At 68.9% G+C, this 21,562-nt stretch carries 23 protein-coding genes, 1 tRNA gene and 1 riboswitch; of the genes, 1 reads left to right on the top strand and 23 read right to left on the bottom strand.

Annotated elements, in window-relative coordinates:
• Window positions 1-43 precede the first annotated feature (43 nt).
• Window positions 44-1,336 (bottom strand): ABC transporter substrate-binding protein, encoded by a 1,293-nt coding sequence (locus VIM19_02355; GenBank protein HEY5183753.1) that lies wholly within the window; start codon window positions 1,334-1,336, stop codon window positions 44-46.
• A gap of 157 nt (window positions 1,337-1,493) precedes the next feature.
• Window positions 1,494-2,093, bottom strand: a complete 600-nt coding sequence (locus VIM19_02350) for a response regulator (GenBank protein ID HEY5183752.1) — start codon at window positions 2,091-2,093, stop codon at window positions 1,494-1,496.
• Between the two features lie 39 nt (window positions 2,094-2,132).
• Here VIM19_02350 and VIM19_02345 point away from each other — a divergent pair.
• A tRNA-Leu gene (locus tag VIM19_02345) sits at window positions 2,133-2,205 on the top strand.
• Here the strand turns inward: VIM19_02345 and VIM19_02340 are convergent.
• The 21 genes from VIM19_02340 to VIM19_02240 all read right to left on the bottom strand — a co-directional run bounded on the left by VIM19_02340 (window position 2,165) and on the right by VIM19_02240 (window position 21,562).
• Complete coding sequence (locus tag VIM19_02340) at window positions 2,165-3,649, bottom strand: aspartate aminotransferase family protein (protein HEY5183751.1); 1,485 nt, start codon at window positions 3,647-3,649, stop codon at window positions 2,165-2,167. The genes VIM19_02345 and VIM19_02340 overlap by 41 nt on opposite strands.
• Window positions 3,646-4,998, bottom strand: a complete 1,353-nt coding sequence (locus tag VIM19_02335; protein HEY5183750.1) for an MFS transporter — start codon at window positions 4,996-4,998, stop codon at window positions 3,646-3,648. Before VIM19_02335 ends, VIM19_02340 begins: the two co-directional genes overlap by 4 nt.
• Before the next feature lie 10 nt (window positions 4,999-5,008).
• Window positions 5,009-5,428: a transcription antitermination factor NusB gene (nusB, locus tag VIM19_02330; GenBank protein HEY5183749.1), complete on the bottom strand. Its 420-nt coding sequence runs from the start codon at window positions 5,426-5,428 to the stop codon at window positions 5,009-5,011.
• Window positions 5,429-5,432: 4 nt separating this feature from the next.
• Window positions 5,433-5,996 (bottom strand): elongation factor P, encoded by a 564-nt coding sequence (gene efp, locus VIM19_02325; protein ID HEY5183748.1) that lies wholly within the window; start codon window positions 5,994-5,996, stop codon window positions 5,433-5,435.
• A gap of 43 nt (window positions 5,997-6,039) precedes the next feature.
• Window positions 6,040-7,122 (bottom strand): aminopeptidase P family protein, encoded by a 1,083-nt coding sequence (locus VIM19_02320; GenBank protein ID HEY5183747.1) that lies wholly within the window; start codon window positions 7,120-7,122, stop codon window positions 6,040-6,042.
• Window positions 7,115-7,546, bottom strand: a complete 432-nt coding sequence (aroQ, locus tag VIM19_02315) for a type II 3-dehydroquinate dehydratase (GenBank protein HEY5183746.1) — start codon at window positions 7,544-7,546, stop codon at window positions 7,115-7,117. The genes VIM19_02320 and aroQ overlap by 8 nt, the downstream gene beginning before the upstream one ends.
• Window positions 7,543-8,637, bottom strand: a complete 1,095-nt coding sequence (aroB, locus tag VIM19_02310) for a 3-dehydroquinate synthase (GenBank protein ID HEY5183745.1) — start codon at window positions 8,635-8,637, stop codon at window positions 7,543-7,545. The genes aroQ and aroB overlap by 4 nt, the downstream gene beginning before the upstream one ends.
• Window positions 8,634-9,149 carry a shikimate kinase gene (locus VIM19_02305; GenBank protein ID HEY5183744.1) on the bottom strand — a complete coding sequence of 172 codons (516 nt, stop codon included), beginning with the start codon at window positions 9,147-9,149 and terminating at the stop codon, window positions 8,634-8,636. The genes aroB and VIM19_02305 overlap by 4 nt, the downstream gene beginning before the upstream one ends.
• A complete protein-coding gene (gene aroC / locus VIM19_02300) occupies window positions 9,146-10,324 on the bottom strand; it encodes a chorismate synthase (protein HEY5183743.1) in 1,179 nt (392 codons plus the stop codon). Before aroC ends, VIM19_02305 begins: the two co-directional genes overlap by 4 nt.
• A gap of 81 nt (window positions 10,325-10,405) precedes the next feature.
• On the bottom strand, window positions 10,406-11,053 hold the full coding sequence (locus tag VIM19_02295) for a hypothetical protein (protein HEY5183742.1): 648 nt from the start codon (window positions 11,051-11,053) through the stop codon (window positions 10,406-10,408).
• 11 nt (window positions 11,054-11,064) lie between these two features.
• Window positions 11,065-11,745: a type 4a pilus biogenesis protein PilO gene (gene pilO, locus VIM19_02290; GenBank protein ID HEY5183741.1), complete on the bottom strand. Its 681-nt coding sequence runs from the start codon at window positions 11,743-11,745 to the stop codon at window positions 11,065-11,067.
• Window position 11,746: 1 nt separating this feature from the next.
• Window positions 11,747-12,409, bottom strand: a complete 663-nt coding sequence (locus VIM19_02285) for a PilN domain-containing protein (protein HEY5183740.1) — start codon at window positions 12,407-12,409, stop codon at window positions 11,747-11,749.
• Window positions 12,406-13,470 (bottom strand): type IV pilus assembly protein PilM, encoded by a 1,065-nt coding sequence (pilM, locus tag VIM19_02280; protein ID HEY5183739.1) that lies wholly within the window; start codon window positions 13,468-13,470, stop codon window positions 12,406-12,408. Before pilM ends, VIM19_02285 begins: the two co-directional genes overlap by 4 nt.
• A gap of 141 nt (window positions 13,471-13,611) precedes the next feature.
• On the bottom strand, window positions 13,612-14,382 hold the full coding sequence (locus tag VIM19_02275) for a prepilin peptidase (GenBank protein ID HEY5183738.1): 771 nt from the start codon (window positions 14,380-14,382) through the stop codon (window positions 13,612-13,614).
• 33 nt (window positions 14,383-14,415) lie between these two features.
• On the bottom strand, window positions 14,416-15,999 hold the full coding sequence (locus VIM19_02270; GenBank protein HEY5183737.1) for a hypothetical protein: 1,584 nt from the start codon (window positions 15,997-15,999) through the stop codon (window positions 14,416-14,418).
• 62 nt (window positions 16,000-16,061) lie between these two features.
• On the bottom strand, window positions 16,062-16,766 hold the full coding sequence (locus VIM19_02265; GenBank protein ID HEY5183736.1) for a type II secretion system protein: 705 nt from the start codon (window positions 16,764-16,766) through the stop codon (window positions 16,062-16,064).
• Window positions 16,763-18,106, bottom strand: coding sequence for a prepilin-type N-terminal cleavage/methylation domain-containing protein (locus VIM19_02260; GenBank protein ID HEY5183735.1), 1,344 nt, complete (start codon window positions 18,104-18,106; stop codon window positions 16,763-16,765). The genes VIM19_02265 and VIM19_02260 overlap by 4 nt, the downstream gene beginning before the upstream one ends.
• 109 nt (window positions 18,107-18,215) lie before the next feature.
• A complete protein-coding gene (locus VIM19_02255; GenBank protein ID HEY5183734.1) occupies window positions 18,216-18,716 on the bottom strand; it encodes a prepilin-type N-terminal cleavage/methylation domain-containing protein in 501 nt (166 codons plus the stop codon).
• Between the two features lie 118 nt (window positions 18,717-18,834).
• Complete coding sequence (locus VIM19_02250; protein HEY5183733.1) at window positions 18,835-19,260, bottom strand: prepilin-type N-terminal cleavage/methylation domain-containing protein; 426 nt, start codon at window positions 19,258-19,260, stop codon at window positions 18,835-18,837.
• 74 nt (window positions 19,261-19,334) lie between these two features.
• Window positions 19,335-19,416, bottom strand: a riboswitch (cyclic di-GMP riboswitch).
• Between the two features lie 204 nt (window positions 19,417-19,620).
• Window positions 19,621-20,055, bottom strand: a complete 435-nt coding sequence (locus VIM19_02245; protein HEY5183732.1) for a prepilin-type N-terminal cleavage/methylation domain-containing protein — start codon at window positions 20,053-20,055, stop codon at window positions 19,621-19,623.
• Window positions 20,056-20,335: 280 nt separating this feature from the next.
• Complete coding sequence (locus VIM19_02240; protein ID HEY5183731.1) at window positions 20,336-21,562, bottom strand: type II secretion system F family protein; 1,227 nt, start codon at window positions 21,560-21,562, stop codon at window positions 20,336-20,338.

Here is a 21,562-nt window from a genome sequence, read left to right as displayed (position 1 = left end):
GGCCCGGCCATCGGCCGGGCCCCGCTGTTTGTCCCCCAGAAGATCAGCCAGTGGCCGCGGGAACGTCGCCGGTCACGTACTGGATGGCGATCGGCGCGTACTTGTTGTCCTTGCCGAACTGGTAGATGCCCATGGTCGCCTTCGACGGGTCACCGTTGTCGTAGAAGTCCACCGGACCGCTGACGCCGTCGTAGTTGATGTCCTTGCCCGCGTTGAGAAGGGCAAGGCAGTCCTTGTACGTGGTGCACTGGACGCCGCCCTTGGACACGTCCACCATCTTGGTCGCGATCGCCCGGCCGTCGACGTTCTTCGCAGCGTCCGCAGCGAGCGCGGCCAGGATCACCGCGTCGTACGACTCAGCCGAGTAGGAGAAGTCGGTCAGCTTCGGGTCAACCGCGAGCAGCTGCTGGCGGAAGGCATCGGGCGCCTGCGCACCGGGCGTGGTGCCCTTGACGCCGTTCATGATGCCGGCCGGCAGACCGGTAGCGAGAGTGTTGGACAGGTTGCCGTCGACCAGGTACAGCTTCTTCTTGTCCGGACCGATGCCCTGCTTGATGAGCTCCTGCAGGATCTTCTTGGACTCGTCGAAGCCGATCAGGACGACGGCGTCCGGGTTCGTCGCCTTGATCTGGGAGACCTCGGCCGAGAAGTCGGGCGCCTTGGGGTCGTAGATGACCTGCTTGGTCACCGTGCCACCCGAGGAGGTGAACTTCTCCGAGAAGGTCTTCGCCAGTCCCTCACCGTAGGCGTCCTGCAGGGCCAGCACACCCGCCGTGGCGTTGCCGTCCTTGGCCACCAGGTTGCCGAGCACGGCTCCCTGGAAGGTGTCCGGCGGTGCAGTACGCCAGTACAGGCCGTGATCGGGGTAGGTGGACAGCTTGATCGACGTGTTCGCCGGCGAGATCTCAAGCACGCCCGCGCTCGTGATCTTGTCGATGATCGTCAGAGTCACCGACGACGAAGCCGCGCCGATGATCACGTCAGCCTTCTGCGACAGCAGCCGGTCGACGGTCTGCGACGCGATGTTGGTCGAGGTGTCACCCGAGTCGCCAGGGATGTTGGTGACCGGCTGGCCGAGCACCCCGCCAGCGGCGTTGATGTCCTTGATGGCCAGTGCGACGCCAGCGAACTCGGGGGGGCCAAGGAAGGCCAGCGAACCGGTCTGCGGCAGCACGCTGCCGATGACCAGCGGACCCTTGTTGACGGGGATGGTGCTGCTCGCCGACGCCGAGGCGCTGGTGCCGGCACCGCCGGAGCTGCTGCCGCCACACGCGGCAAGCGCGAGACTCGCCGCGCCGAGCACGGCGGCCGACCGCCACACGGTGGATCGATTCATTCAGAATCTCCTTCAAAGGGACGCGTCAGGCGGACCCTGGGACCAGGTGGGCCCGCTGTAGGGGTCCGAACCTAGACCACAAGGGGCCGCAAAGAGCCCGTAGCGACCCAGGAGTGAGCACGATGTTGTGGCTTTGTGACCTACCAGGGGGTAGCGGTCACGCAGAGTCAGGGTCGCCGGTGCCCCCGGCGAGCAACGCCTCGGCCACCGCTCGCATGCTCAGACGCCGGTCCATGGACGCCTTCTGGATCCAACGAAACGCCTGCGCCTCGGTCATGCCGTGCTCGGTCTGCAGGACCGACTTGGCCCGGTCCACCAGCGTGCGGGTCTCCAGCCGATCGGTCAGGTCGGCCACCTCGTCCTCGAGGGCGACCCGCTCGGCGTACCGCACGACGGCCATCTCGATGGCCGGGACCAGGTCGCTGGCCTGGAACGGCTTCACCACGTAGGCCATCGCGCCGGCGTCCCGGGCCCGCTCCACCAGGTCACGCTGGGAGAACGCGGTAAGCACGAGCACCGCGGCCAGCCGGGCCTCGGTGATCCGCTCGGCCGCTGAGATACCGTCGAGGACCGGCATCTTCACGTCCAGCACGACTAGGTCGGGCCGCAGCTCCTCGGCCAGCCGCACCGCGGTCTCGCCGTCCCCCGCCTCGCCGACCACCGCGTAGCCGGCCTCCTGGAGCAGCTCCTTGAGGTCCATCCGGATGAGTGCTTCGTCCTCGGCGATGACGACGCGGCGCGGCGCGGGGTCGATCATGTCGGAACAGCCTAGTCGCGTCGATATCCTGGACCGCACGCCCTCGTATCCCAATGGCAGAGGAAGCGGTCTCAAACACCGTCCAGTGTGGGTTCGAATCCCACCGAGGGCACCGCGGTGAACACCCGCCCGATGACCTCCTGCAGCAGCCGCTCCTGCAGGGCCGAGGGCAGCGCCTCGAGCAGAGCCAGCACCGGAGCCATCCGGGTGGGCAGCGCGGACCCTCCGGCGAACCCGGCCGCCTGCAGCACGGCGTCCATCTGCTCGGGCCCGAGGGTGTCCGGGTCGAGCGAGCCGGCCAGCACGGCGAGCTCCGGGTCGACGGCGGCCGGCGGCAGGTCACGTGCCGCGGCGACCGAGGCGGCCAGGTCACGCAGCAGCGGCTCGACCCGGCCCAACGAGGCCGCCGTCACGGTGAGGTGGATGTTGCGCGGCATGTCCTTGAAGGCCAGCTGCGGCTGCACGTACCAGCCCCGCTCCCGCATCTCGTCGGCGACCACCAGGACGTCGACGTCGGCGTCCCCCACCACCGAGACCAGCGACGAGTCCGGTGGCACCAGCACCCGCAACCCCTCGATCGAGTCCACCCCGGACGCGATCTGCTCGGTGGCCGTGCGGGTACGACGGGCGAGCTCGAGGTAGCCCTGCTCACCGACCGAGTGCAGCACGGCCCACGCAGCCGCCAGCGGTCCGGCCGACTTGGTCGACTGGAGCGTGGAGTTCACCACCGGGTAGCCCGGCCACCCGGCGAACGCGTAGTAGGAGTGTCGGCGCAGCTGGGCGTCCTGGAACAGCAGGACCGAGGTGCCCTTGGTCGCGTAGGCGTACTTGTGCAGGTCGACCGACAAGGACGTGACCCCGGGGACGTCGATCCCGACGGGCGGCAGCGGGACACCCAGCCGGCGCAGGTAGGGCAGCAGCATCCCGCCGATGCACGCGTCGACGTGGCACAGCACCCCGTGCCGCGCGGCGAGCGCCGCCACCTCGCCCACCGGGTCGATGACGCCGTGGGCGTAGGACGGCGCGCTGACCACGACCATGGCTGTGTGCGCATCGATCGCTGCCGCGACGTCGTCCGGCCGGACCCGGAAGGTCGCCGGGTCCACCGCCACGGTGACGACGTCGACGCCGAGCAGGTAGGCGCCCTTGTGGAACGCCGGGTGGGCCGTCTCCGGCAGCACCACCGCGGGGCGGCCGCCGTCCGGGTGGGCGGACAGCCAGTGCTCGCGGGCGGTCTTGACCGAGAGGATGCAGGACTCGGTGCCCCCACTGGTCACGGTGCCAGCGGTGCCCGCGGACCCGCCCAGCAGCCCGGCGACCATCCCGACCACCGAGTTCTCCAGCGTGGCGATGCTGGGAAACACCGTGGGGTCGAGCCCGTTGGCGGACTGGAACAGCCGGTGCGCCCGGGCCGCCAGCTCGTCCAGGCCGTCCAGGCCCGAGTCGTAGACGTAGGCGTAGGTCTTGCCACCATGGGTCGGCACGTCGTCAGCGCGCATCACGTCGAGCCGGGCCAGGATCTCGTCGGCCGTCAGGCCCTGTTCCGGAAGGTTCATACCCTCTCCCCCTCGTCCTCGGCACGATCGGTCGGCTCGACGGCTTCCAGCTCGTAGCGGCGCAGGAACGGCAGGCTGAGCAGGAGCAGCACGGCCGGCACCACGCTGAACGACAGCAGCACACCCGTGACGGCGGACGACGGCTGCGCGACCGTCTTGTCCCCCGTGGTGGAGACGAAGCCGGTCACCGCGAGGACGCCCAGCACCAGCGCCGGGCCAAGGGCGAACCCGGTGGTCTCCCCCGCCGTCCACAATCCGGTGAAGATGCCGGCCCGGCGCTTTCCCGACACGGCCGTATCGGCCGCCACGGTGTCCGGGAGCATCGCCAACGGGAACATCTGCATGCCGGCGTAGCCGACGCCGCACAGGGCCACGACCAGGTAGACCACGCCGTCGGGGAAGGAGCGGGAGAAGGCGAGCAGCACCGTCCCGGCGAGGAACGCCAGCGACGCGGCCAGGAACCCGGCTCGCTTCCCCATCCGGTGACCGACGGCCGCCCACAGCGGCATCACCAGCACGGCGGGCCCGACCAGGCACACGAACAGCACCGTGATGAGCGACTCCTTGCCCAGGACGTACGTGGCGTAGTACTGCGCGCCCGCGAGCATGGCACCGGTCGCCAGCGCCTGCAGAAAGAACGCCGACAGCAGGAACACGAACGGTCGGTTCTGCCGGGCCACCAACAGCTGGACCCGCAGCGACGGCTCGGCCTCGGCTCGGTGCAGGATCCGGGTGCGGCGCAGCCCCCACCAGCAGCCGAGCATCCCGAGGCCGATCAGCGCACCGACCACGATGCCCATGACGAGGTATCCCCCGGCGCCCCCGCCCATGGCGTCCTTCAGCGCTGGTGCTCCGGCGCCGAACAGCAGGATCCCGCCGCCGAGGAAGGCCACCCGCCAGGACATGACGGTGGTGCGCTCCTCCGGGTCGTCGGTGATCTCTGCCGGCATGGCGATATAGGGCACCTGGAACACCGCGAAGGCGCTGGCCGCGAGCAGGAAGAACACGAACACCCACAGCGCCCCCACGACCGACCCGGCGGACGGCGGGGCGGCGAACATGAGCGCGAACAGCACCGGCAGCGTGGCGCCTCCGAGCAGCAGGAACGGACGACGGCTGCCCCTCCGCCCGACCGACCGGTCGGACAGGTTGCCCACCACCGGCAGGAACCCGACATCCCAGATCTTGGGAAGCACCACCACGAACGCAGCCGCACCAGCGGCCACCCCGAGGATGTTGGTCAGGTAGTAGGCGAGCAGCAGGCCCGGGACCGTGGAGAAGCCCGCGGTGCCTACCGAGCCGAGTGCGTAGGACAGGTAGTTGCCCCTGCTCAGCTGGGTCCCGCGCACCTAACGCAGGCTAGTCGGCTGACGGGCCCGCCACGCTCTTCATTGCCAAGATCCGGGCGAGCAGCCCGTTGATGAACGCCGGCGACTCGTCGGTCGACAGCTGCTTGGCCAGCTCGACCGCCTCGTCGATGACGACGCTGTCCGGGACGTCGTCCTCGTACATGAGCTCGTAGATCGCCAGCCGCAAGATCGCCCGGTCGACGGCGGGCATCCGGTCCAGCTCCCAGCCCTGCGCGTAGGTCCGCACCAGGTCGTCGATGCGGTCGCGGTGCTGGGCGACACCCTCCACGAGGGTGACCGCGTACTCACCGATCGGGGGGTCGGCGCGGTGCAGGCGGTCGGCCAGGACCGTGAGGGTGGCGACGCCCCGCAGGTCGGACTCGAACAGCACGTCGAGGGCCCGCTTGCGGGCCTTGCTGCGGGCGGTCACCAGGTCAGCCGGTGACCCGGCCGAGGTACGAGCCGTCGCGGGTGTCGACCTTGACCTTCTCGCCGGTCGTGATGAACAGCGGGACGGCGATCTCGTAGCCGGTCTCGACGGTGGCCGGCTTGGTGCCGCCGGTGGACCGGTCGCCCTGCAGGCCCGGCTCGGTGTAGGTGATGGTCAGCTCGACCGACGCGGGGAGCTCGACGTACAGCGGCGCGCCCTCGTGCACCGCGACGATCGCCTCCTGGTTCTCCAGCAGGAAGTGCGCGACGTCCCCGACGGTCGCGGCCGGGACCGGGAGCTGCTCGTAGGTTTGGGTGTCCATGAAGACGAAGTCGGTGCCCTCCTTGTAGAGGTACTGCATCGTCCGCTTGTCCACGCTCGCCGTCTCGACCTTGACGCCGGCGTTGAAGGTCCGGTCCACCACCTTGCCGGAGAGCACGTTCTTCAGCTTGGTGCGCACGAATGCACCGCCCTTGCCGGGCTTGACGTGCTGGAACTCGACGACGGTCCACAGCTGTCCGTCGATGTTGAGGACCAGGCCGTTCTTCAGGTCGTTCGTGGTCGCCACTGCGGTGTCTCCTGCATACGTCGGCCGCGCGCCGCGGGCTCGGTCAGCCGACGGCGAGCAGCTCCTTGGTGGTGGTGGTGAGCAGCTCCGGCGTGTCGTCCCTCACGACGAGGGTGTCCTCGATGCGGACCCCACCCCGCCCGGTCAGGTACACCCCAGGCTCGACAGTGACCGGCATGCCAGCGCCAAGGGTACCCGGCAGCGAGGCGCCGATCATCGGCGCCTCGTGGATCTCCAGGCCGACCCCATGGCCCAGCCCGTGCGAGAACGCCTCCCCGAACCCGGCGGCCTCGATCACCGATCGGGCGGCCCGGTCCACATCAGCCAGCCAGACGCCGGGGGCGAGCGCCTGCCGGCCGGCCCGCTGGGCGGCCCGGACCAGCACGTAGAGGTCCTCCTGCCAGGGCTCGACGTGCTTGCCGACGACGATCGTCCGGGTCATGTCCGCGTGGTACCCGCCGTACTGGGCGCCGAAGTCGAGCTTGAGGAACTCGCCGGCCTGCACCGGACGGGTCGTGGGCTGGTGGTGCGGCACGGCGCTGTTCGGCCCGCCGGCCACGATGGTCTCGAAGGACAGCCCGTGGGAGCCGTGGTCGAGCATGAGGTTCTCCAGCCGCCGGGCGATCTCCCGCTCGCTCTGGCCCGGGTGCAGGGTGGGCAGGAGGTCGGCGAGGGCGCGGTCACCGATCGCGCAGGCTTCGCGGAGCAGCGCGATCTCGCCGTCGTCCTTGACCTGCCGCAGCGTCTCGACGGCGTGGCCGAGCGGGGTCAGCCGGGCCGGTCCGGCGGCCCGCTCCAGGTCGGCGAACCGCTCGACGCTGACGTCGTGGGCTTCGAAGCCGATGGCTCGTGCTCCTCCGGCTGCCGCGCGCTCGAGCAGCACTTCGGCGCAGCGGCGGTCGATGACCCGCTCGAGGTCGGGGACCTCACGTGCGGACTGCTCGGTGTAGCGGCCGTCGGTGGCCAGCACGGCGCTGTCATGGGTGACCAGCAGCGCGGCGTTGCTGCCGGTGAAACCGGTGAGGTACCGGACGTTCACCAGCCGGGTGATCAGCGCCGCCTCGACGTCCAGGTCGGCCAGCGCGCCGCGCAGTCGCTCCCGGCGCTCCTGGTGATCCTCAGGCATGGGCCGCGACCACCTGCAGGGCCAGGTCGTAGGAACGGACGCCGAACCCGGCAATGGTCCCGGTGGCCACACCGGCCACCACGGAGGTGTGCCGGAACGCCTCACGGGTCGCCGGGTTCGTCAGGTGCACCTCGATGAGCGGCGCCCGCAGCTGGGCGCAGGCGTCGCGCAGCGCGTAGGAGTAGTGGGTGAACGCGGCCGGGTTCAGCACCACCGGTAGCCCGGCGTCCGCCGCCTCGTGCAGCCAGCCCACCAGCTCTGCCTCGTCGTCGGTCTGCCGCACCTCGACCTCGAGACCGAGCCCGGCGCCCACCTCCTCGCAGCGGCGGACCAGCTCCTCGTAGGTCACCGTCCCGTAGACCTCGGGCTCCCGGCTGCCGAGCCGGCCCAGGTTGGGACCGTTGAGCACCAGCACGCGGGTCATCCCGCCACCTCCGTGTACGCGGCCACCAGCAGGGAGGGGTCAGGGCCCTCCAGGATCGTCGGACGGGCCAGCCCGTCGAGAACCACGAACCGCAGCGTGTCACCACGGGACTTCTTGTCCACCCGCATCGCGTCGAGCAGCTGCGGCCAGCGGTCCCCGCGGTAGGTCAGCGGCAGACCGACCGCACCGAGGACCACCCGGTGCCGGTCGACCGTGGCGTCGTCCAGCCGTCCGGCCAGCCGGGCCAGCTCGGCGACGAACACCATGCCCACCGAGACCGCGGCACCGTGGCGCCACTTGTACTGCTCGACCCGCTCGATCGCATGGCCCAGCGTGTGGCCGTAGTTGAGGATCTCGCGGCGACCGCTCTCTCGAAGATCGCCGCTCACGACCTCGGCCTTGACCCGGATGGTCCGCTCCACCAGCTCACGCGTGTGGGGGCCGGCCGGCGCGCAGGCGGCGGCCGGGTCGGCCTCGACCAGCTCGAGGATCCGCGGGTCGGCGATGAATCCGGCCTTGACCACCTCGGCCAGCCCGCTGACGTAGTCGTGCTTCGGCAGCGTCTCGAGCGTGGCCAGGTCGCACAGGACACCGGCGGGCGGGTGGAACGCCCCCACCAGGTTCTTGCCCTCGGCCGTGTCGATCCCGGTCTTGCCGCCGACGGCGGCATCCACCATGGCCAACAAGGTGGTGGGCACATGAACCACCCGCACGCCGCGCAGCCAGGTCGCCGCCACGAACCCGGCCAGATCGGTCGTTGCTCCTCCGCCCACCGCGACGACCGCGTCGCTGCGGGTGAAGCCGGCCTGGCCGAGCACCGACCACAGGAACCCGGCCACCTGGAGGTCCTTGGCCTCCTCGCCGTCAGGCACCTCGGCCACGATGGCGCGGTAGCCCTGCCGCTCCAGGTCCTCTCTGACGGCCTCGCCGGTCGCCCGCAGCGCCCGCGGGTGGACGACGGCGACCCGGACGACGTCCTCGCCGAGCAGTCCCGGCAGCTCCCCGAGCAGACCCACGCCGACGAGCACCTCGTACGGCGCACCGCCCTTTGGACCGCCCCCGACGGGGATACGGGTCGGGGCCGCGGTCACTGCCCAGCCTCCGCCAGCACGGTGACGATCTCTTCCGCGATGTCCTGCGGTGCGCGGCCGTCGGTCAGCACGGTTGCCGTGGCCACGCGCTCATAGACCGGACGACGGACTTCCATCAGCTTGACCCACTGTGCCCGCGGGTTGCCCAGCAGCAGCGGCCGGTCCCGGTTGAACCCGACCCGGCTGGCCGCGTCCTTGATGCCGACGTCCAGGAAGACGACGCGACGCCCGGCGAGCGCCGTCTGGGTGGTCTCGTCCAGGACGGCCCCACCGCCGACCGCGAGCACACCGTCGTGCGATGCCAGCGCCTCAGCCACCGTCTGACGCTCCAGCACCCGGAAGGCCCCTTCGCCGTCGTCCACGAAGATGTCCGAGATGCTCCGGCCGGCCGCAGCCTCCACGTCGGCGTCCGTGTCCCGGAAGCCAACCCCGAGGCGCTCGGCAACCAGCCGGCCGACCGTCGACTTCCCAGCGCCGGGTGGGCCGACCAGCACGACGACAGGACCGCTCACGAGATGATCAGGTGGTCGAGGTAGCCGCGAGCGTTGCGCCGGGTCTCATCGAGCGAGTCGCCGCCGAACTTCTCCAGCGTCGCATCCGCCAGCACCAGCGCCACCATGGCCTCCGCGACGACGGCGGCCGCCGGCACGGCGCACACGTCGGATCGCTGGTTGATCGCCTGCGCTGCCTCCCCGGTGCGCACGTCGACGGTGGCCAGCGCGCGCGGCACGGTGGAGATGGGCTTCATCGCCGCGCGCACCCGCAGCACCTCGCCGGTGCTCATGCCTCCCTCAGTCCCCCCGGCACGGCCGGTCCGCCGGCGGACGCCCTCGGGAGTCGACTCGATCTCGTCGTGGGCCGCGGAGCCGCGAGCCGCCGCGACGGCGAACCCGTCGCCGACCTCGACGCCCTTGATCGCCTGGATGCCCATGAGGGCACCAGCTAGCCGGGAGTCCAGCCGGCGGTCCCAGTGCACGTGGCTGCCGAGGCCCGGGGGCAGGCCGTGGACCACGACCTCGACGACGCCGCCCAGCGTGTCGCCGTCCTTCCGCGCCGCGTCGATCTGCGCGACCATCGCGGTGGCGGCCACGGGGTCGAGGCAGCGCACCGGGTCGTCGTCGATCCGCTGCGCGTCGCCAGCGCCGGGTACCGAATTCGCGGGCGCGCTCGCCGCGCCGATGGCGACCACATGGCTGACCACGCTGACTCCCAGCGCCTGGGCGAGGAAGGCCTTGGCGACGGCGCCGAGGGCGACTCGCGCCGCCGTCTCGCGGGCGCTGGCCCGCTCCAGGATCGGGCGGGCGTCGTCGAAGCCGTACTTCTGCATCCCGGCGAGGTCGGCGTGGCCCGGGCGCGGCCGGGTCAGCGGCGCGTTGCGGGCCAGCCCCTCGAGCACCTCCAGGTCCACCGGATCGGCGGCCATGACCTGCTCCCACTTCGGCCACTCGGTGTTGCCGACCTGGACGGCGACCGGAGATCCGATCGTGCGGCCGTGCCGGACGCCACCCAGGAAGGCCACCTCGTCCTGCTCGAAGGACATCCGGGCGCCGCGGCCGTAACCCAGGCGGCGCCGCGCCAGCTCGGCCATGAGGTCCGCCGTGGTGATCTCAACACCGGACGGCAGGCCCTCGAGGATGGCCACAAGGGCGGGGCCATGGGACTCCCCCGCGGTCAGCCAGCGCAGCATGCCGCAGATCCTCCCATGAGCGGTCGGACGAACGCCGAGGGGCCGCCCCCTGTGGGAGCGGCCCCTCGGACGATCAGGCGGTCAGGACAGCGACACCGTGTCCTTCGCGCACAGGTTCATCGACGAGTCGCCGTACTGGAACACGCCGCACGGCGTGCTGACGTTGACCGCCACCAGCTTGAAGTAGGTGGCGAACGTCTGGCCCACCGACGCAGTGAACTTGACGCCGTCGACCATCGTGACTGCGGTCCCGGCCTTGGAGTCGACGCTCACGACCGAGAAGGTCGCCGGTCCGCCGGTCGCCGGCGCAGCCGGCAGGCCCGCGGTGGGCGCTGTCGGAGCCGTGCTCGCCGCCGCGGACGGGGCCGTCGATGCGGCCGCGACCGGGGCCACGACCACCGGCTTGAACGGGTCCCGGACCTGGCTGATGGTCTGGGTCGGCGGAACCGCCGCGGTGGAAGCCGCTGCCGACGGCGACGCTGACGCAGAGGCCTGGGCCTGCGGCGGCGTCGCCACCACCGGCCCCGTCGCAGCCGTGTCGCTCGACCCGCCGGAGAAGAGCAGGAAGTAGACGGCGACGCCGACCACGACCGCTACCGCTCCGCCGATCAGCAGGTACAGCTTGTTCCGGTTGCCCGACTCGGCCGACTCCTCCTCCACGGCCGGCGGCTCGGCCAGCCCGACACCGCCGGAGGGCGGCGTACCGAACGGAGAGAACTGCTCACTCATCGTCGGCTCCCTTACTGCTGCGCGGTGGCAGTGGTCGGGGCCGCCGCGGCGGCCGGTGTGTAGAAGACGCGACCCTGGATGGCCGTGGTGAGATCACCGGTGCTCGCCCCACTCGAGGCCTGGCTCTCTGCAGGCGTGACCGAGAAGCCGGTGACCAGGAACGAGCGGGTCAGACCTTCGACCTTGTTGAGGAACTGCTCGGTGTCGTAGTAGCTCCCCGTCACGGTGACCACGATCGGCACCATCTGCAGGGTCGCCCCGGCCGCGGCCGCAGCAGCGGCGGACTGGCCGGTCCCCGTGGCAGGCGCCGTTGCCGACGTGCCCGAAGGTGCCGTGGTCTTGGGCGCCGGAGCCGCAGCGGGCGTGGACGGTGCCAACGACACCAGTGTCACGCCGGACTTGGCCGCCGCGTCGGTGAGCGACCTCACCAGACCGGGCAGCGCCGGGTTGTCTGGCAGGTGCTGACGGATGGCGGCCAGCTCGGCCTGCTGTGCAGGCAGGTTCTTCGCCTGGGACTGGAGCACGGCGATCTGGTTCTGCAGGCTGGCATTCTGCGCCATCTGCGCCGTGGTTTGAGTCTGCAGGTCGGCGGCCTCGCTGCGCTTGGGCGAGATGAGTAGGAACCAGCCCGCGACGAGCATGAGCACGACGAGCAGCGCGGTTCCCACCGTCCACTGCCGGGTGCGGGTCACCTTACTTCACCGCCTTCTGGGTGTAGCGGCCGGAGAGGGCCTTGTCCGTGAGGGAGACCTCGGAGTTGAAGTCCACGACCGGTGTCGTGCCGATCGGCTCACCAGCTGTCGAGTTGGTGAAGTACGGGTCGGTGTACGTCGCGTTCTTGGCCAGCGCGTCCAGCCAGGCCGCGACGTCGTTGTGCGACAGGGCGACCCCGGTGAACGTGATCTTGCCGATGGCCGGGCTGCCCCAGGCTCCGGTGACCGACCCGGTGCCGTCCACGTCCTGCGTGACGGTCATCCGGGTGAGCCAGACCTTGCTGGGGATCGTCAGGCTCAGGTCGTTGAGCACGTAGGAGTACCGGACCTCCTGGCCCATCGCCCGGTCCAGCTGGGTCTGCGCCGCGGCCAGTGCCGCGTAGACCTTCGGCACCTCGGCGTACTTGGCCGCCTCGGCCTGCAGTGACGTCTGGGTCGCCTGGGCCGCGCTGAGCTCCTCCTGAGCCGACGAAGCCTCGTTCGCCGCCAGGTAGTACAGCCCACCGACCACTCCAGCCGCGGCAAGGACGGTCAGGGCGAGGATGGCCCGCACCGAACGGAACCGGGCCTCCTCCGAGATCTCCGGGGGAAGCAGGTTCACCCGTGGCAGGGTGGTGCTCCGCACCGCCGTCGTCGTGCTCATGACGCCGCTCCGAGGGCCAGGCCGACCGGGACAACTGCCAGCGGGTCGACGAACTCGATCTGCTCCGGGGTCAGCCCGGTGCGTCCAACAGAGATGCTGCCCAGCGGGCTGCCCTGCACCACGGGGATCCGCGTCGCGGCACTGAGCCGCTCGGCGAGGCCGTTGAGCCGGCTCCCGCCACCCGTGAGCAGCAGGCGCTCGATGGAGGCCGAGCCGCTGGAGGCCATGTAGTAGTCCAGCGAGCCGCGGACCTCATCGATGAACGCGGCGGCCGCCGCCTCGAGGACTCGGGCGGTCACCTCGGCGTTCATGTCCGCAGAGGTGTCACCGAGCCCGAGCTCCTGCTTGAGGGCCTCGGCCTGGGGCACCGGGACACCGATCCGCTCGGCGACCGCATCGGTGAGGTCCTGGCCGCCCATGAGCAGGATCCGGATGAACCGGGGCACCCCACCCTCGTGGACGACGATGTTGGTGACCCTGGCACCGACGTCGACGAGCGCCTCCACCTGGCTGCTGAGGCCGAGGTGGTCGGGACGCGCCATCGAGCGAAGCACCGCGAACGACGACAGGTCGACCATGCTGGGGGTCAGGCCCGCCTTCTGCACCGCGTGGACGGCGTTGAGCACCATCTCACGGGATGCAGCGACGAGCAGGCCGCGCAAGGTGCGCCCCCCGGCGTCGTTGGTCGTCTCCTCGAGCGGGTAGAAGTCGAGGACCGCCGTCTCCACGGGCATGGGGATGAAGTCCTGAACCTGGTAGGGCAGCGACTTCTTCAGCTCGTCCGGCGGCAGCCAGGGCAGGTCGACCTGGCGGACGATCACCCGCTGGTTGGCCACCCCCACGACGACCTTCTTGCTGCTGAACTTGGTATGGGCCCACAGCTGCTTGATGGCCTGGCCCACCGCGACGGGGTCGATGACCTCGCCGTCGCGTACGGCTCCCTCCGGGAGGGCCACCTGGCCGAACTTCGCGAGGGTTACGTCACCCTTGCCGAAGTGCAGCTCGGCGGCGCGTACCCCCGACGTCCCGATATCGAGACCGATGGCGGTTCGTCCTGCCACGACGCCAACCTTTCCCCGAGGCAGCCCTGCGGCCGCACTGGTCACCCCTGTGGGCGATGTCAGCCGGAGGATCGGCCTGTGGGGGGGCTGGCTTGAGCCTTTGCTCTCGATTGGGCGGGAAACGCCCGGGAGAAAGCGCTGTCAGCCGAGGATGCCGGCGTACCAGTCGGTGAGCGGCTGGCCGATCCACAAGGCCAGGAAGGCGCCGAGAATCATGAAGGGCCCAAAGGGAATCTTCGACTTGCGGCCGGCCCGCCGGACGATCATCAGGCCGCCGCCGATGAGGCCACCGAGCAGGAATCCCAGGAAGCCGCCGACCACGAGGACCCCCCACCCCAACCAGGCCAAGTAGAGGCCGAGGACGCCCGCCAGCTTCACGTCGCCGAAGCCCATGCCGGCCGGGTAGATGAAGGCCAGCAGGAAGTAGAACCCGAACAGCGCCAAGGCGCCCAGCCAGGCGCGCAGATAGGCCGACCAGTTCCCGTCCAGCGCGGCCGGCAGCAGCAGCAGAGCCCCGCCGACCAGGTAGGACGGCAGGGTCAGGACGTCCGGCAGCCGTTTGGTGTCCAGGTCGATGAACGCCAGCGCGACCCCGACCGCCCCCAGGTAGAGGAAGGCCGGCAGCTGCCAGGTTGCCCCGAACCGCCAGGCGAGCATGCCGAAGACCACCGCAGTCAGCGCCTCGACCAGCGGGTACCGGGCGCTGATCGGCGCCCGACAGCGACGGCACCGCCGGCGCAGCAGCAGCCAGCTGAGCACCGGCACGTTGTCGTACCAGGCCAGCTCGTATCCGCACCCCGGGCAGCGTGACCGCGGGTGCACGACCGACTCCCCACGGGGCACCCGGTAGATGACCACGTTGAGGAACGAGCCGACGAGCAGGCCGAGCAGGCCGGCTAGGGCTTCAAGCACGGGAGTAACCGTAGGGCGTCAGTCCCCGGAGACTCAGTAGGCTGGCTTGAGCTCTCCCGTGGTTGTCGCCTTCCAGACCGCGTTGGTCCACTGTGGGAAGTACGGCGGGGACGTGTACTTCAGCCGGGTGTCGTAGCCGTAGTCCTTGAGGTAGCCGGTCCCGCCGCTCGTGCCGACGATGCCACGCCAGCGCTGCGCGATCGAGCCGCGGACGTGCAGCTTCGCGGTACCGGCCGTGCTGCCGTTGTTGTAGTTCTGCACCCAGAAGCTGTGCTGCAGGGTCTGGATCGATCCGTAGATCCAGCGGTCGCTGATCGACACCAGTTCGTTGCCCGAGCTGTTCACCGGGTGGTAGACGACCACGGAGTTCCCCGCGACCAGGCCCAGCATGTCCGGACCGGTGGCGGGCTGCCCCTTCGTTGTGTTCGCTAGCAGCAGGTCGTTCGTGACGATGATGTCGTTCTGCGCAGCGGCCGTCACCCGTCCGCCGAGGGTCCCCTCGACGTAGAGGTTCCCGTTGCCGCAGTAGAACTGAGGCAACGCATTGCTCCCGACGATGTTGACGTCGCCGCTGAGCGGGAGTCCGTCGCCGATCTGGCCGGCCGTGCACTTGGTCTGGGTCGCCGCGTTCCGGACGTAGATCACCTGGTCGGTGGGGACCGGAATGCCGGACTGCCCGTTGGTGCTGGCAAGCTGGCTGGCCGACCCACAGTTGGTTCCGGAGACACCCCCCTTGTTCCACACGGTCATCGTGCCGTTGGAGTTGAACTTGATTCGGGTGTCTCCCGTGTACTGGCAGCCAGGGAAGTTCACGAACTGGTTGCTGTTGTCCGGGAGGTTGAGCAGGCCCACAGCTTGGGCGTTCAACCCGTTCAGGTTGGGGTTGCCGCTGCCTCGGTAGCAGTTGCTCTCGCTGTAGGGCGTCGTCGCGCAATTCGGGTCCGCGGTCTCGAAGCCCTTCTTGAACAAGGGCGTCCCGCTGATCAGCGGGGTGTCGTTGAAGTGCACCGCGCCGTCGAGCGTGTCGCCACCCACGAAGGTGATCTCAACACAGCCCGACCGGCCGCTGGGCCAGTAGTACTTCGCGTTGGTGGGTCCGCTGCCGCCGCACTGGGTCGACGCGCCGGACGGATACACGTACGTGTTTGCGGGGTCGGCGTCCTCGAAGTCGGTGTAGTAGAGGAAGTTGGTCGAACCGCCCCGTCCCACGTTCGCCTGGATGGTCCGGCTGACCCCGTTGACCTGGCCTGTGGACGTGACTTGCACGTAGCCCTGGCTGTTGATGCCTGCGGTGCTCACGTCGTAGTGGAACTGGCCCCCCTTGGAGTTGCCAGGCTCCACCAGCTGCCAGCCGGGCGAGGTGGACGTCGTCCAGCCGCACGAGTTGGTCCCGTTCTTGCCGCCCTTGAGCGCCGTGTTGGTGCAGTCCACTGTCTGCCAGTAGCTGTCGTTCTGGTTCAGCCGCGCGACGTAGTCGTCCACGCCGGACTGCGCGGCCGCCATCGCTGCGTTCCAGTCCTGGTCGTGCCGGGCCTGCGGCATGGCAGCCATCGCGTAACCGACAGCGGCCGTGATGAGCAGCGTGAGCACCGTGATGGAGGCCATCACCATGATCATGGCGATTCCCTCGTCACCACTGCGGCGACGGCGCCTCATACGACGAATCATCGTTACTCCTGTCACGGGCTCGGCGACGACTGGGCCTGGGCGTCAGCGTTCGGCAGCGTCACCCTGGTCACGAAGGTGGTGGCGGGGGGCGTTCCGTTGCTGGTGTCCTGGACCTTGACCACCAGGTCGATGCTGTCGACCTGGGCGAGCGTCGTCGCCGTCAACGGTGGGCTCACCACGGCGCCGTTCGCGTCGTAGTAGGTGAAGACGGCCAGGCTGGTCGGGACGCGCCGCGCGAGGACTCTGGTCAAGACAGTGCAGCCCGGCCCGGGGGTGCAGTAGGTGTAGCTGAAGTTGTTGGCCGCGTGCGCGTCCGGTGCCTGGATGGTCTCCACCAGGTCACCATTGGCGTTCACGGTGTAGCTGACCCGGCTGGGTCCGATTGCGTTCGAGTCGTTGTTGATGTTGGCGTAGAACTGCACCGAGTTGCTGCCGCCCTGGATGAACGCGGTGGAGTCACAGGTCTGGCAGCCGAGCAGCGCGGGTAGTACCGCCGTGCGCAGCGTCTTGGACATGGCGTCGACCGCCAGCTTGGCCTGCTGCGTCTGGTCGATCCGGCTGGCGTTCTGCCCGACTGTCTTCTGGGTCATGATCAGGGTTGTCTGGACTGCGGCCAGCACGACACCCAAGATCACGGTCACCACGATCATCTCGACCAGGGTGAAACCTCCCTGACCCGTCAGTCGCCGTCGGATCCGGCTCAGCACCGGGCTCATGAGGCCACCACCGTTATCGAGGAGGGAGCGCTGTTGGGCAACAGAGTCGGCGTCGTCGGCCAGCTCCCGTTCGGTGACATTCCGGACAGCTTCAGGGTCCACGCTCCAGCGGGCAGCGAGGTCCGCAAGGTCCCCGAGGCATCGGTGACGCCCAGCGTGAGTGGGTTCTCGGTCGGCCCGCAGCCGGTAGTCGACGACGGGACTGCGACCACCGTGGCTCCAGCCAAGGGATTCACCCCCTTGACTGCTGTCACGGTCACCGGGGCGAGCCGCACCGAGACCGATTGGGTCGCTCCGGGCGCCACCACAATTGCCGTTCTGGTGCCACCAGCGGCCGCCGGGTCGGACTGCTGGCAGCCGCCGGCCCACACGGTGTACCCATCGGAGAACGGGAACAGCCCCGAGAGCGGGGTGGTCGCACCGGTAGAGGCAACGGTCTTCGTCCCGGTGGGCTGCAGGTTGGTGTTGCCCAAGGTCAACTGGGGCAGCGACGTGGGGATCTGGTAGCCGGCGTCCGTCGTGAGCTTCACGTTCAGCGTAGCGGCCTGGTCGTAGGTGAAGGCCTTGCCCTTCACCAGGGTGCCGGCCTTGGCCAGGACGGACTGGCTCGAAGTGGCGCTGCCGTAGAAGTCAACGCCGCCAGGGACGAAGATGCTGGCCGTGTAGGTGCCAGCCGTAGCGATCGAGAAGACAGCGCACCCATCGACGGCGGTGGTGTCCGTGGAGGTTCCCCCCGGTCCGGTCAGCGTGACCGGCTGTCCCGCCGAGGGCTGCCCCGCCGCGTTCACCACCGGGATCGCCACGAAACCCAGAGAGCTCGACAGCACACCCTTGGGAGGGGTCAGGATCGTGTTCGAGGTGACCGGCTGCACCCCATCCATCCGCGGCCAGGTCACCTGCACGTTGACCGCGAGCGTGGGGTAGGTGATCGCGCTCCCACCGTCGCAGGCACTCTGCCCGGTTCCGGTCGGCAACCACTGCACATTGCGCACCACCGTGTACGCCACGTTGTCGACGACCAACGCTTGCCCGGCGGTGCCGGCAGGAAGTGGATGAGGGTCCGTCACGTAGTTCTGGGCCGCGAGCGTGGTCGGGCCCGATGCCGTGGCGTTGAACTCGTCGCGCACGATCTCGAGCTCACGCGCAGCCAGGTTTGCGGCGGCTACCCGGTTGCGGTCCAGGCGACCGGTGTTCAGCGCGAGTGTCAGCCCCGCCACTGTGGCAGCTGCCACGATCGCGAAGATCACCAGTGCGAACATCAGCTCGATCAACGTGAGCCCCGCGTCATTGCCTCGACGAGGGAGTCGACGCAGGACTCCCCCATGGCACGGCTTCCCCATGCCTGACACATCGGCGTCTGGAGCAGGCGACTTGAACGGGACATGATGAGGGTCCGGAACCGACCGGTTCCGGACCCTCATCCCCGCCGTGTGACTCGGCTGAGCGTGGTTAGCCGGTGAGCGACCCCCCACTCGTGCCGGCGGTGGTCACCGGACAGCCTGAGCTGCCCCTCGGCTGGATCCCCCCCGCCTGGCTGTCGTAGTACCAGGTCGTTGACCCGTTCAGATGCTTGGCCGAAAGGCAGTAGCTGGCCGCGCTGTTGAACGTGATGGTCAGCGTGACCAGGCGAGTGGGCTTGACCGTCAAGTTGCCCGCCGCCAAGTCCGTGAATGAGCCGTACGTGCCTGTGCCAGCTAGCAGGGTCTCTTCGAATTGGGCCAGGTTCCGTACATCCGACTTCGCCGCGCTGTCGTACGCGCGGTCTCGCTGGCTCAGGTACACCGGGATCGCGATCGCCGCCAGAATGCCAATGATGATGATGACGACGAGCAGTTCGATCAGGGTGAAGCCTTCGTCAGCAGTTCGCTCCTGGCCCGGGACAGTTTCCCGGGGTCTCATTGACGCCCCCCATTCATGATGTCGAGTTTCCTTCTCGGCTACTTCGGCCACCGATGCCTCGTCCTGTTGGCCCGATCGGTTGAGGCCCCCCGCCCGCAAGGCGGTGGGGCCAGAGCGCACTGCGCTCTGGCCCCACCGGTCCTAGGGTTCTGCCTCTGCGGTGCAGGTGTTACGGGCAGACAGTGACGCTGGACGGCTGCAGGCCGCCGTTGTCGCTGATGTACACCCAGGGCTGGCTGCCGTTCGTGTTGCTCGCCGCGATGCAGTAGGTGCCTGCACCACCCGCACCAGGAGTCTTGACGGTGAGGGTGTTGCCAGTCGACGTCTTGACCGGGATCGTGCCGACCGTGTACGCCGGCGCGGCGCCGGTCAAAGCGACGTAGGTCTGGTTGTCGACGAAGTAGGTCTCCTCCGTGTTGGCCACGGTGCGGAGGTCGGACTTCATCGACGCGTCCACGGCCTTCTTCCGCTGGTTCAGGAAGACCGGAATGGCGATCGCGGCGAGGATGCCGATGATGATGATGACGACCAGGAGCTCGATGAGGGTGAAGCCGCCCTCGTGCTCCTCCTGGGCCTTGCGGATCCGTGCGAGCATGTGTGTTCCCCTCCGGGACGGTTCGGTGAGCTACTCCGACAGATCCCCCACAGCGCCCTGCGAAAGGGCCTGACCGAGGCAGCTGGGCCGGCCTGCACGCCCGCAGGTCCCCTGGCTTTGCGACCCCGCCTCACGACGGGTGTGCCGTTTCTGGTCGTTGCAGCTCTATGACAGGAAAGTGATCGACCCACCGCCGAGCCGTCTTGAGGACAAGCCGAACTTAACTCCGAATCACCCGAAAGGCCTATGCCTCGGTGAGCAGCGGCCATCAGCAGAACAACTGTGGTCAGCACAAAGCCGTCTGGGGTCGGGACCATACGGTCCCGACCCCAGACTGGGTCGATCAGGCACTCGACTAGGCTAGTAGCCGGTGCAGTTCCCACCTGTTCCCTGGAGCCCCCCGTTGTCCGACTGGTAGACGAAACCGTTCGTCGGGTCGGTCCCGTTCGGGTTGGTCGCCTTGACGCAGTACGTGCCGGCCTTGGCTCCGGTGAAGACCACGGTGACGGAGTTGTTCGGCGACAGCTTGACCGTCTGCGTTCCGACGGTGGCAGTGCCCGTGGAGGCGGCCACCGCAAGGTAGGCCCGGTTGTCCACGAAGTAGGTCTCCTCGGCGGTGGCCATGGTGCGGAGGTCGGACTTCAGCGACGCGTCCACGGCCTTCTTCCGCTGGTTCAGGAAGACCGGAATGGCGATCGCGGCGAGGATGCCGATGATGATGATGACGACCAGGAGCTCGATGAGGGTGAAGCCACCCTCGTGCTCCTCCTGGGCCTTGCGGATCCGTTCGAGCATGTGTGTTCCCCTCCGGGACAGTTCGGTGAGCTACTCCGACAGATCCCCCACGGCGCCCTGGAAAGACCCGATCGATGCAGACCGACTGGGCGCCCGCACCCATTTCGCGGCTGGCGTGTTCGTCCCTTGTCCGTGCAACTCGATGACTAGGGTGTGATCGACCGGCCAGGTGGTCGGCTTGAGGGCTAGCTGCAACCACGCGAAGATCACCCGTTGGGACCTACGACCGATGGGGCCCGGCCATTCCTGGGCCCCATCGGTCGCGCGCAGCGCGAGCGAGCTACTTGATCAGGTCGAAGATCTTGAAGATCGGCATGTAGAGCGCGATGATCATGGAGCCGATGATCCCGCCGAGGACCGCGATCATCAACGGCTCGATGAGTGAGGTCAGCGCTTCGGTGGTCGCTTCAACCTCCTGGTCGTAGAAGTCAGAGATCTTGTGCAGCATCGTGTCCAGAGCGCCGGTGTCCTCACCGACGGACATCATCTGAACCACCATCGGTGGGAAGACCGCGTGGTTGGCCAGCGGCGCGGTCAGCGACTCACCCTTGCGGACGCTGTCCTGCACGTCGCGCACCGCCCTAGCCACCACGACGTTCCCCGTCGTGTCGGCGACGATGTCCAGGCTCTGCAGGATCGGCACGCCGGAGCGCATGAGGGTGCCAAGGTTGCGGGTGAAGCGGCTGAGCGCGATCTTCTGGAAGAGGTTGCCGAAGATCGGGGCCTTCAGCTTGAGCGGGTCGACGACGTTACGGACCCGCTCGGTGCGCTTGACCTTCGTCCAGACGATGAAGCCGGCCACAAGCACGATGACGATGACAGGAGCCCAGGTCTTGAGCACGTCGGAGAAGAACACCAACACCCGCGTCGGGGCCGGCAACTGACCGCCCAGCGTCTTGAACAGGTTGGCGAACACCGGGACGATGAAGATCAGCATGCCGATGACGGCGAGGATGGCGATGATGAAGACGACCACCGGGTAGGTCATCGCCGACTTGACCTTGCCGCGCAGCTTGGTCTCTGTCTCGTAGTTCTCTGCGATCTGCAGCATGACCGAGTCGAGGAAGCCGCCGACCTCGCCGGCCTTGATCATGTTGACCATGAGCGGCGGGAAGATGTCGGGGTGCTGGCCCAGCGCGGAGGACAGCGACTGCCCGGTCTCGACGTCCTGGCGGACCAGGGTCAGAACCTTGCTCAGCTCCTTGTTCTCGCTCTGCTCCTCGAGGATGCTCAAGGCCCTCAGTAGCGACAGCCCCGAGTTGATCATGGTGGCGAACTGGCGGGAGAAGACCGCCAGGTCCTTGAGCTTCACCTTCGCGCCGAGCTTCGGCATGTTGATCTCGCGCGACATGCCGGCGTTGGTCTGGGTGATGCTCACCGGGGCGTAGCCCATGCTCTTCAGCTTGCTCGCCACCGCACCCGGCGAGTCGGCATCGATCTTGCCGGTGACCAGCTTCCCGGTCCGGTCCCGCACCGAGTACTGGAAGGTCATGGTCGCTGTAGCCAT

The sequence above is a fragment of the Actinomycetes bacterium genome (assembly GCA_036510875.1).
Taxonomy (GTDB): Bacteria; Actinomycetota; Actinomycetes; order Prado026; family Prado026; genus DATCDE01.
The sequence above is the reverse complement of the archived record's forward strand: the minus strand, read 5'-3'. Positions and strand labels throughout refer to the sequence as shown.

Coding starts and splice junctions, on each gene's coding strand:
- VIM19_02355 (HEY5183753.1), bottom strand. CDS start 1,336: ATGAATCGATCCACCGTGTGGCGGTCGGCCGCCGTGCTCGGCGCGGCG.
- VIM19_02350 (HEY5183752.1), bottom strand. CDS start 2,093: ATGATCGACCCCGCGCCGCGCCGCGTCGTCATCGCCGAGGACGAAGCA.
- VIM19_02340 (HEY5183751.1), bottom strand. CDS start 3,649: ATGAACCTTCCGGAACAGGGCCTGACGGCCGACGAGATCCTGGCCCGG.
- VIM19_02320 (HEY5183747.1), bottom strand. CDS start 7,122: ATGCCTGAGGATCACCAGGAGCGCCGGGAGCGACTGCGCGGCGCGCTG.
- aroQ (HEY5183746.1), bottom strand. CDS start 7,546: ATGACCCGCGTGCTGGTGCTCAACGGTCCCAACCTGGGCCGGCTCGGC.
- aroC (HEY5183743.1), bottom strand. CDS start 10,324: ATGCTGCGCTGGCTGACCGCGGGGGAGTCCCATGGCCCCGCCCTTGTG.
- VIM19_02295 (HEY5183742.1), bottom strand. CDS start 11,053: ATGAGTGAGCAGTTCTCTCCGTTCGGTACGCCGCCCTCCGGCGGTGTC.
- VIM19_02285 (HEY5183740.1), bottom strand. CDS start 12,409: ATGAGCACGACGACGGCGGTGCGGAGCACCACCCTGCCACGGGTGAAC.
- VIM19_02270 (HEY5183737.1), bottom strand. CDS start 15,999: ATGATCATGGTGATGGCCTCCATCACGGTGCTCACGCTGCTCATCACG.
- VIM19_02265 (HEY5183736.1), bottom strand. CDS start 16,766: ATGAGCCCGGTGCTGAGCCGGATCCGACGGCGACTGACGGGTCAGGGA.
- VIM19_02260 (HEY5183735.1), bottom strand. CDS start 18,106: ATGGGGAAGCCGTGCCATGGGGGAGTCCTGCGTCGACTCCCTCGTCGA.
- VIM19_02250 (HEY5183733.1), bottom strand. CDS start 19,260: ATGCTCGCACGGATCCGCAAGGCCCAGGAGGAGCACGAGGGCGGCTTC.
- VIM19_02245 (HEY5183732.1), bottom strand. CDS start 20,055: ATGCTCGAACGGATCCGCAAGGCCCAGGAGGAGCACGAGGGTGGCTTC.
- VIM19_02240 (HEY5183731.1), bottom strand. CDS start 21,562: ATGGCTACAGCGACCATGACCTTCCAGTACTCGGTGCGGGACCGGACC.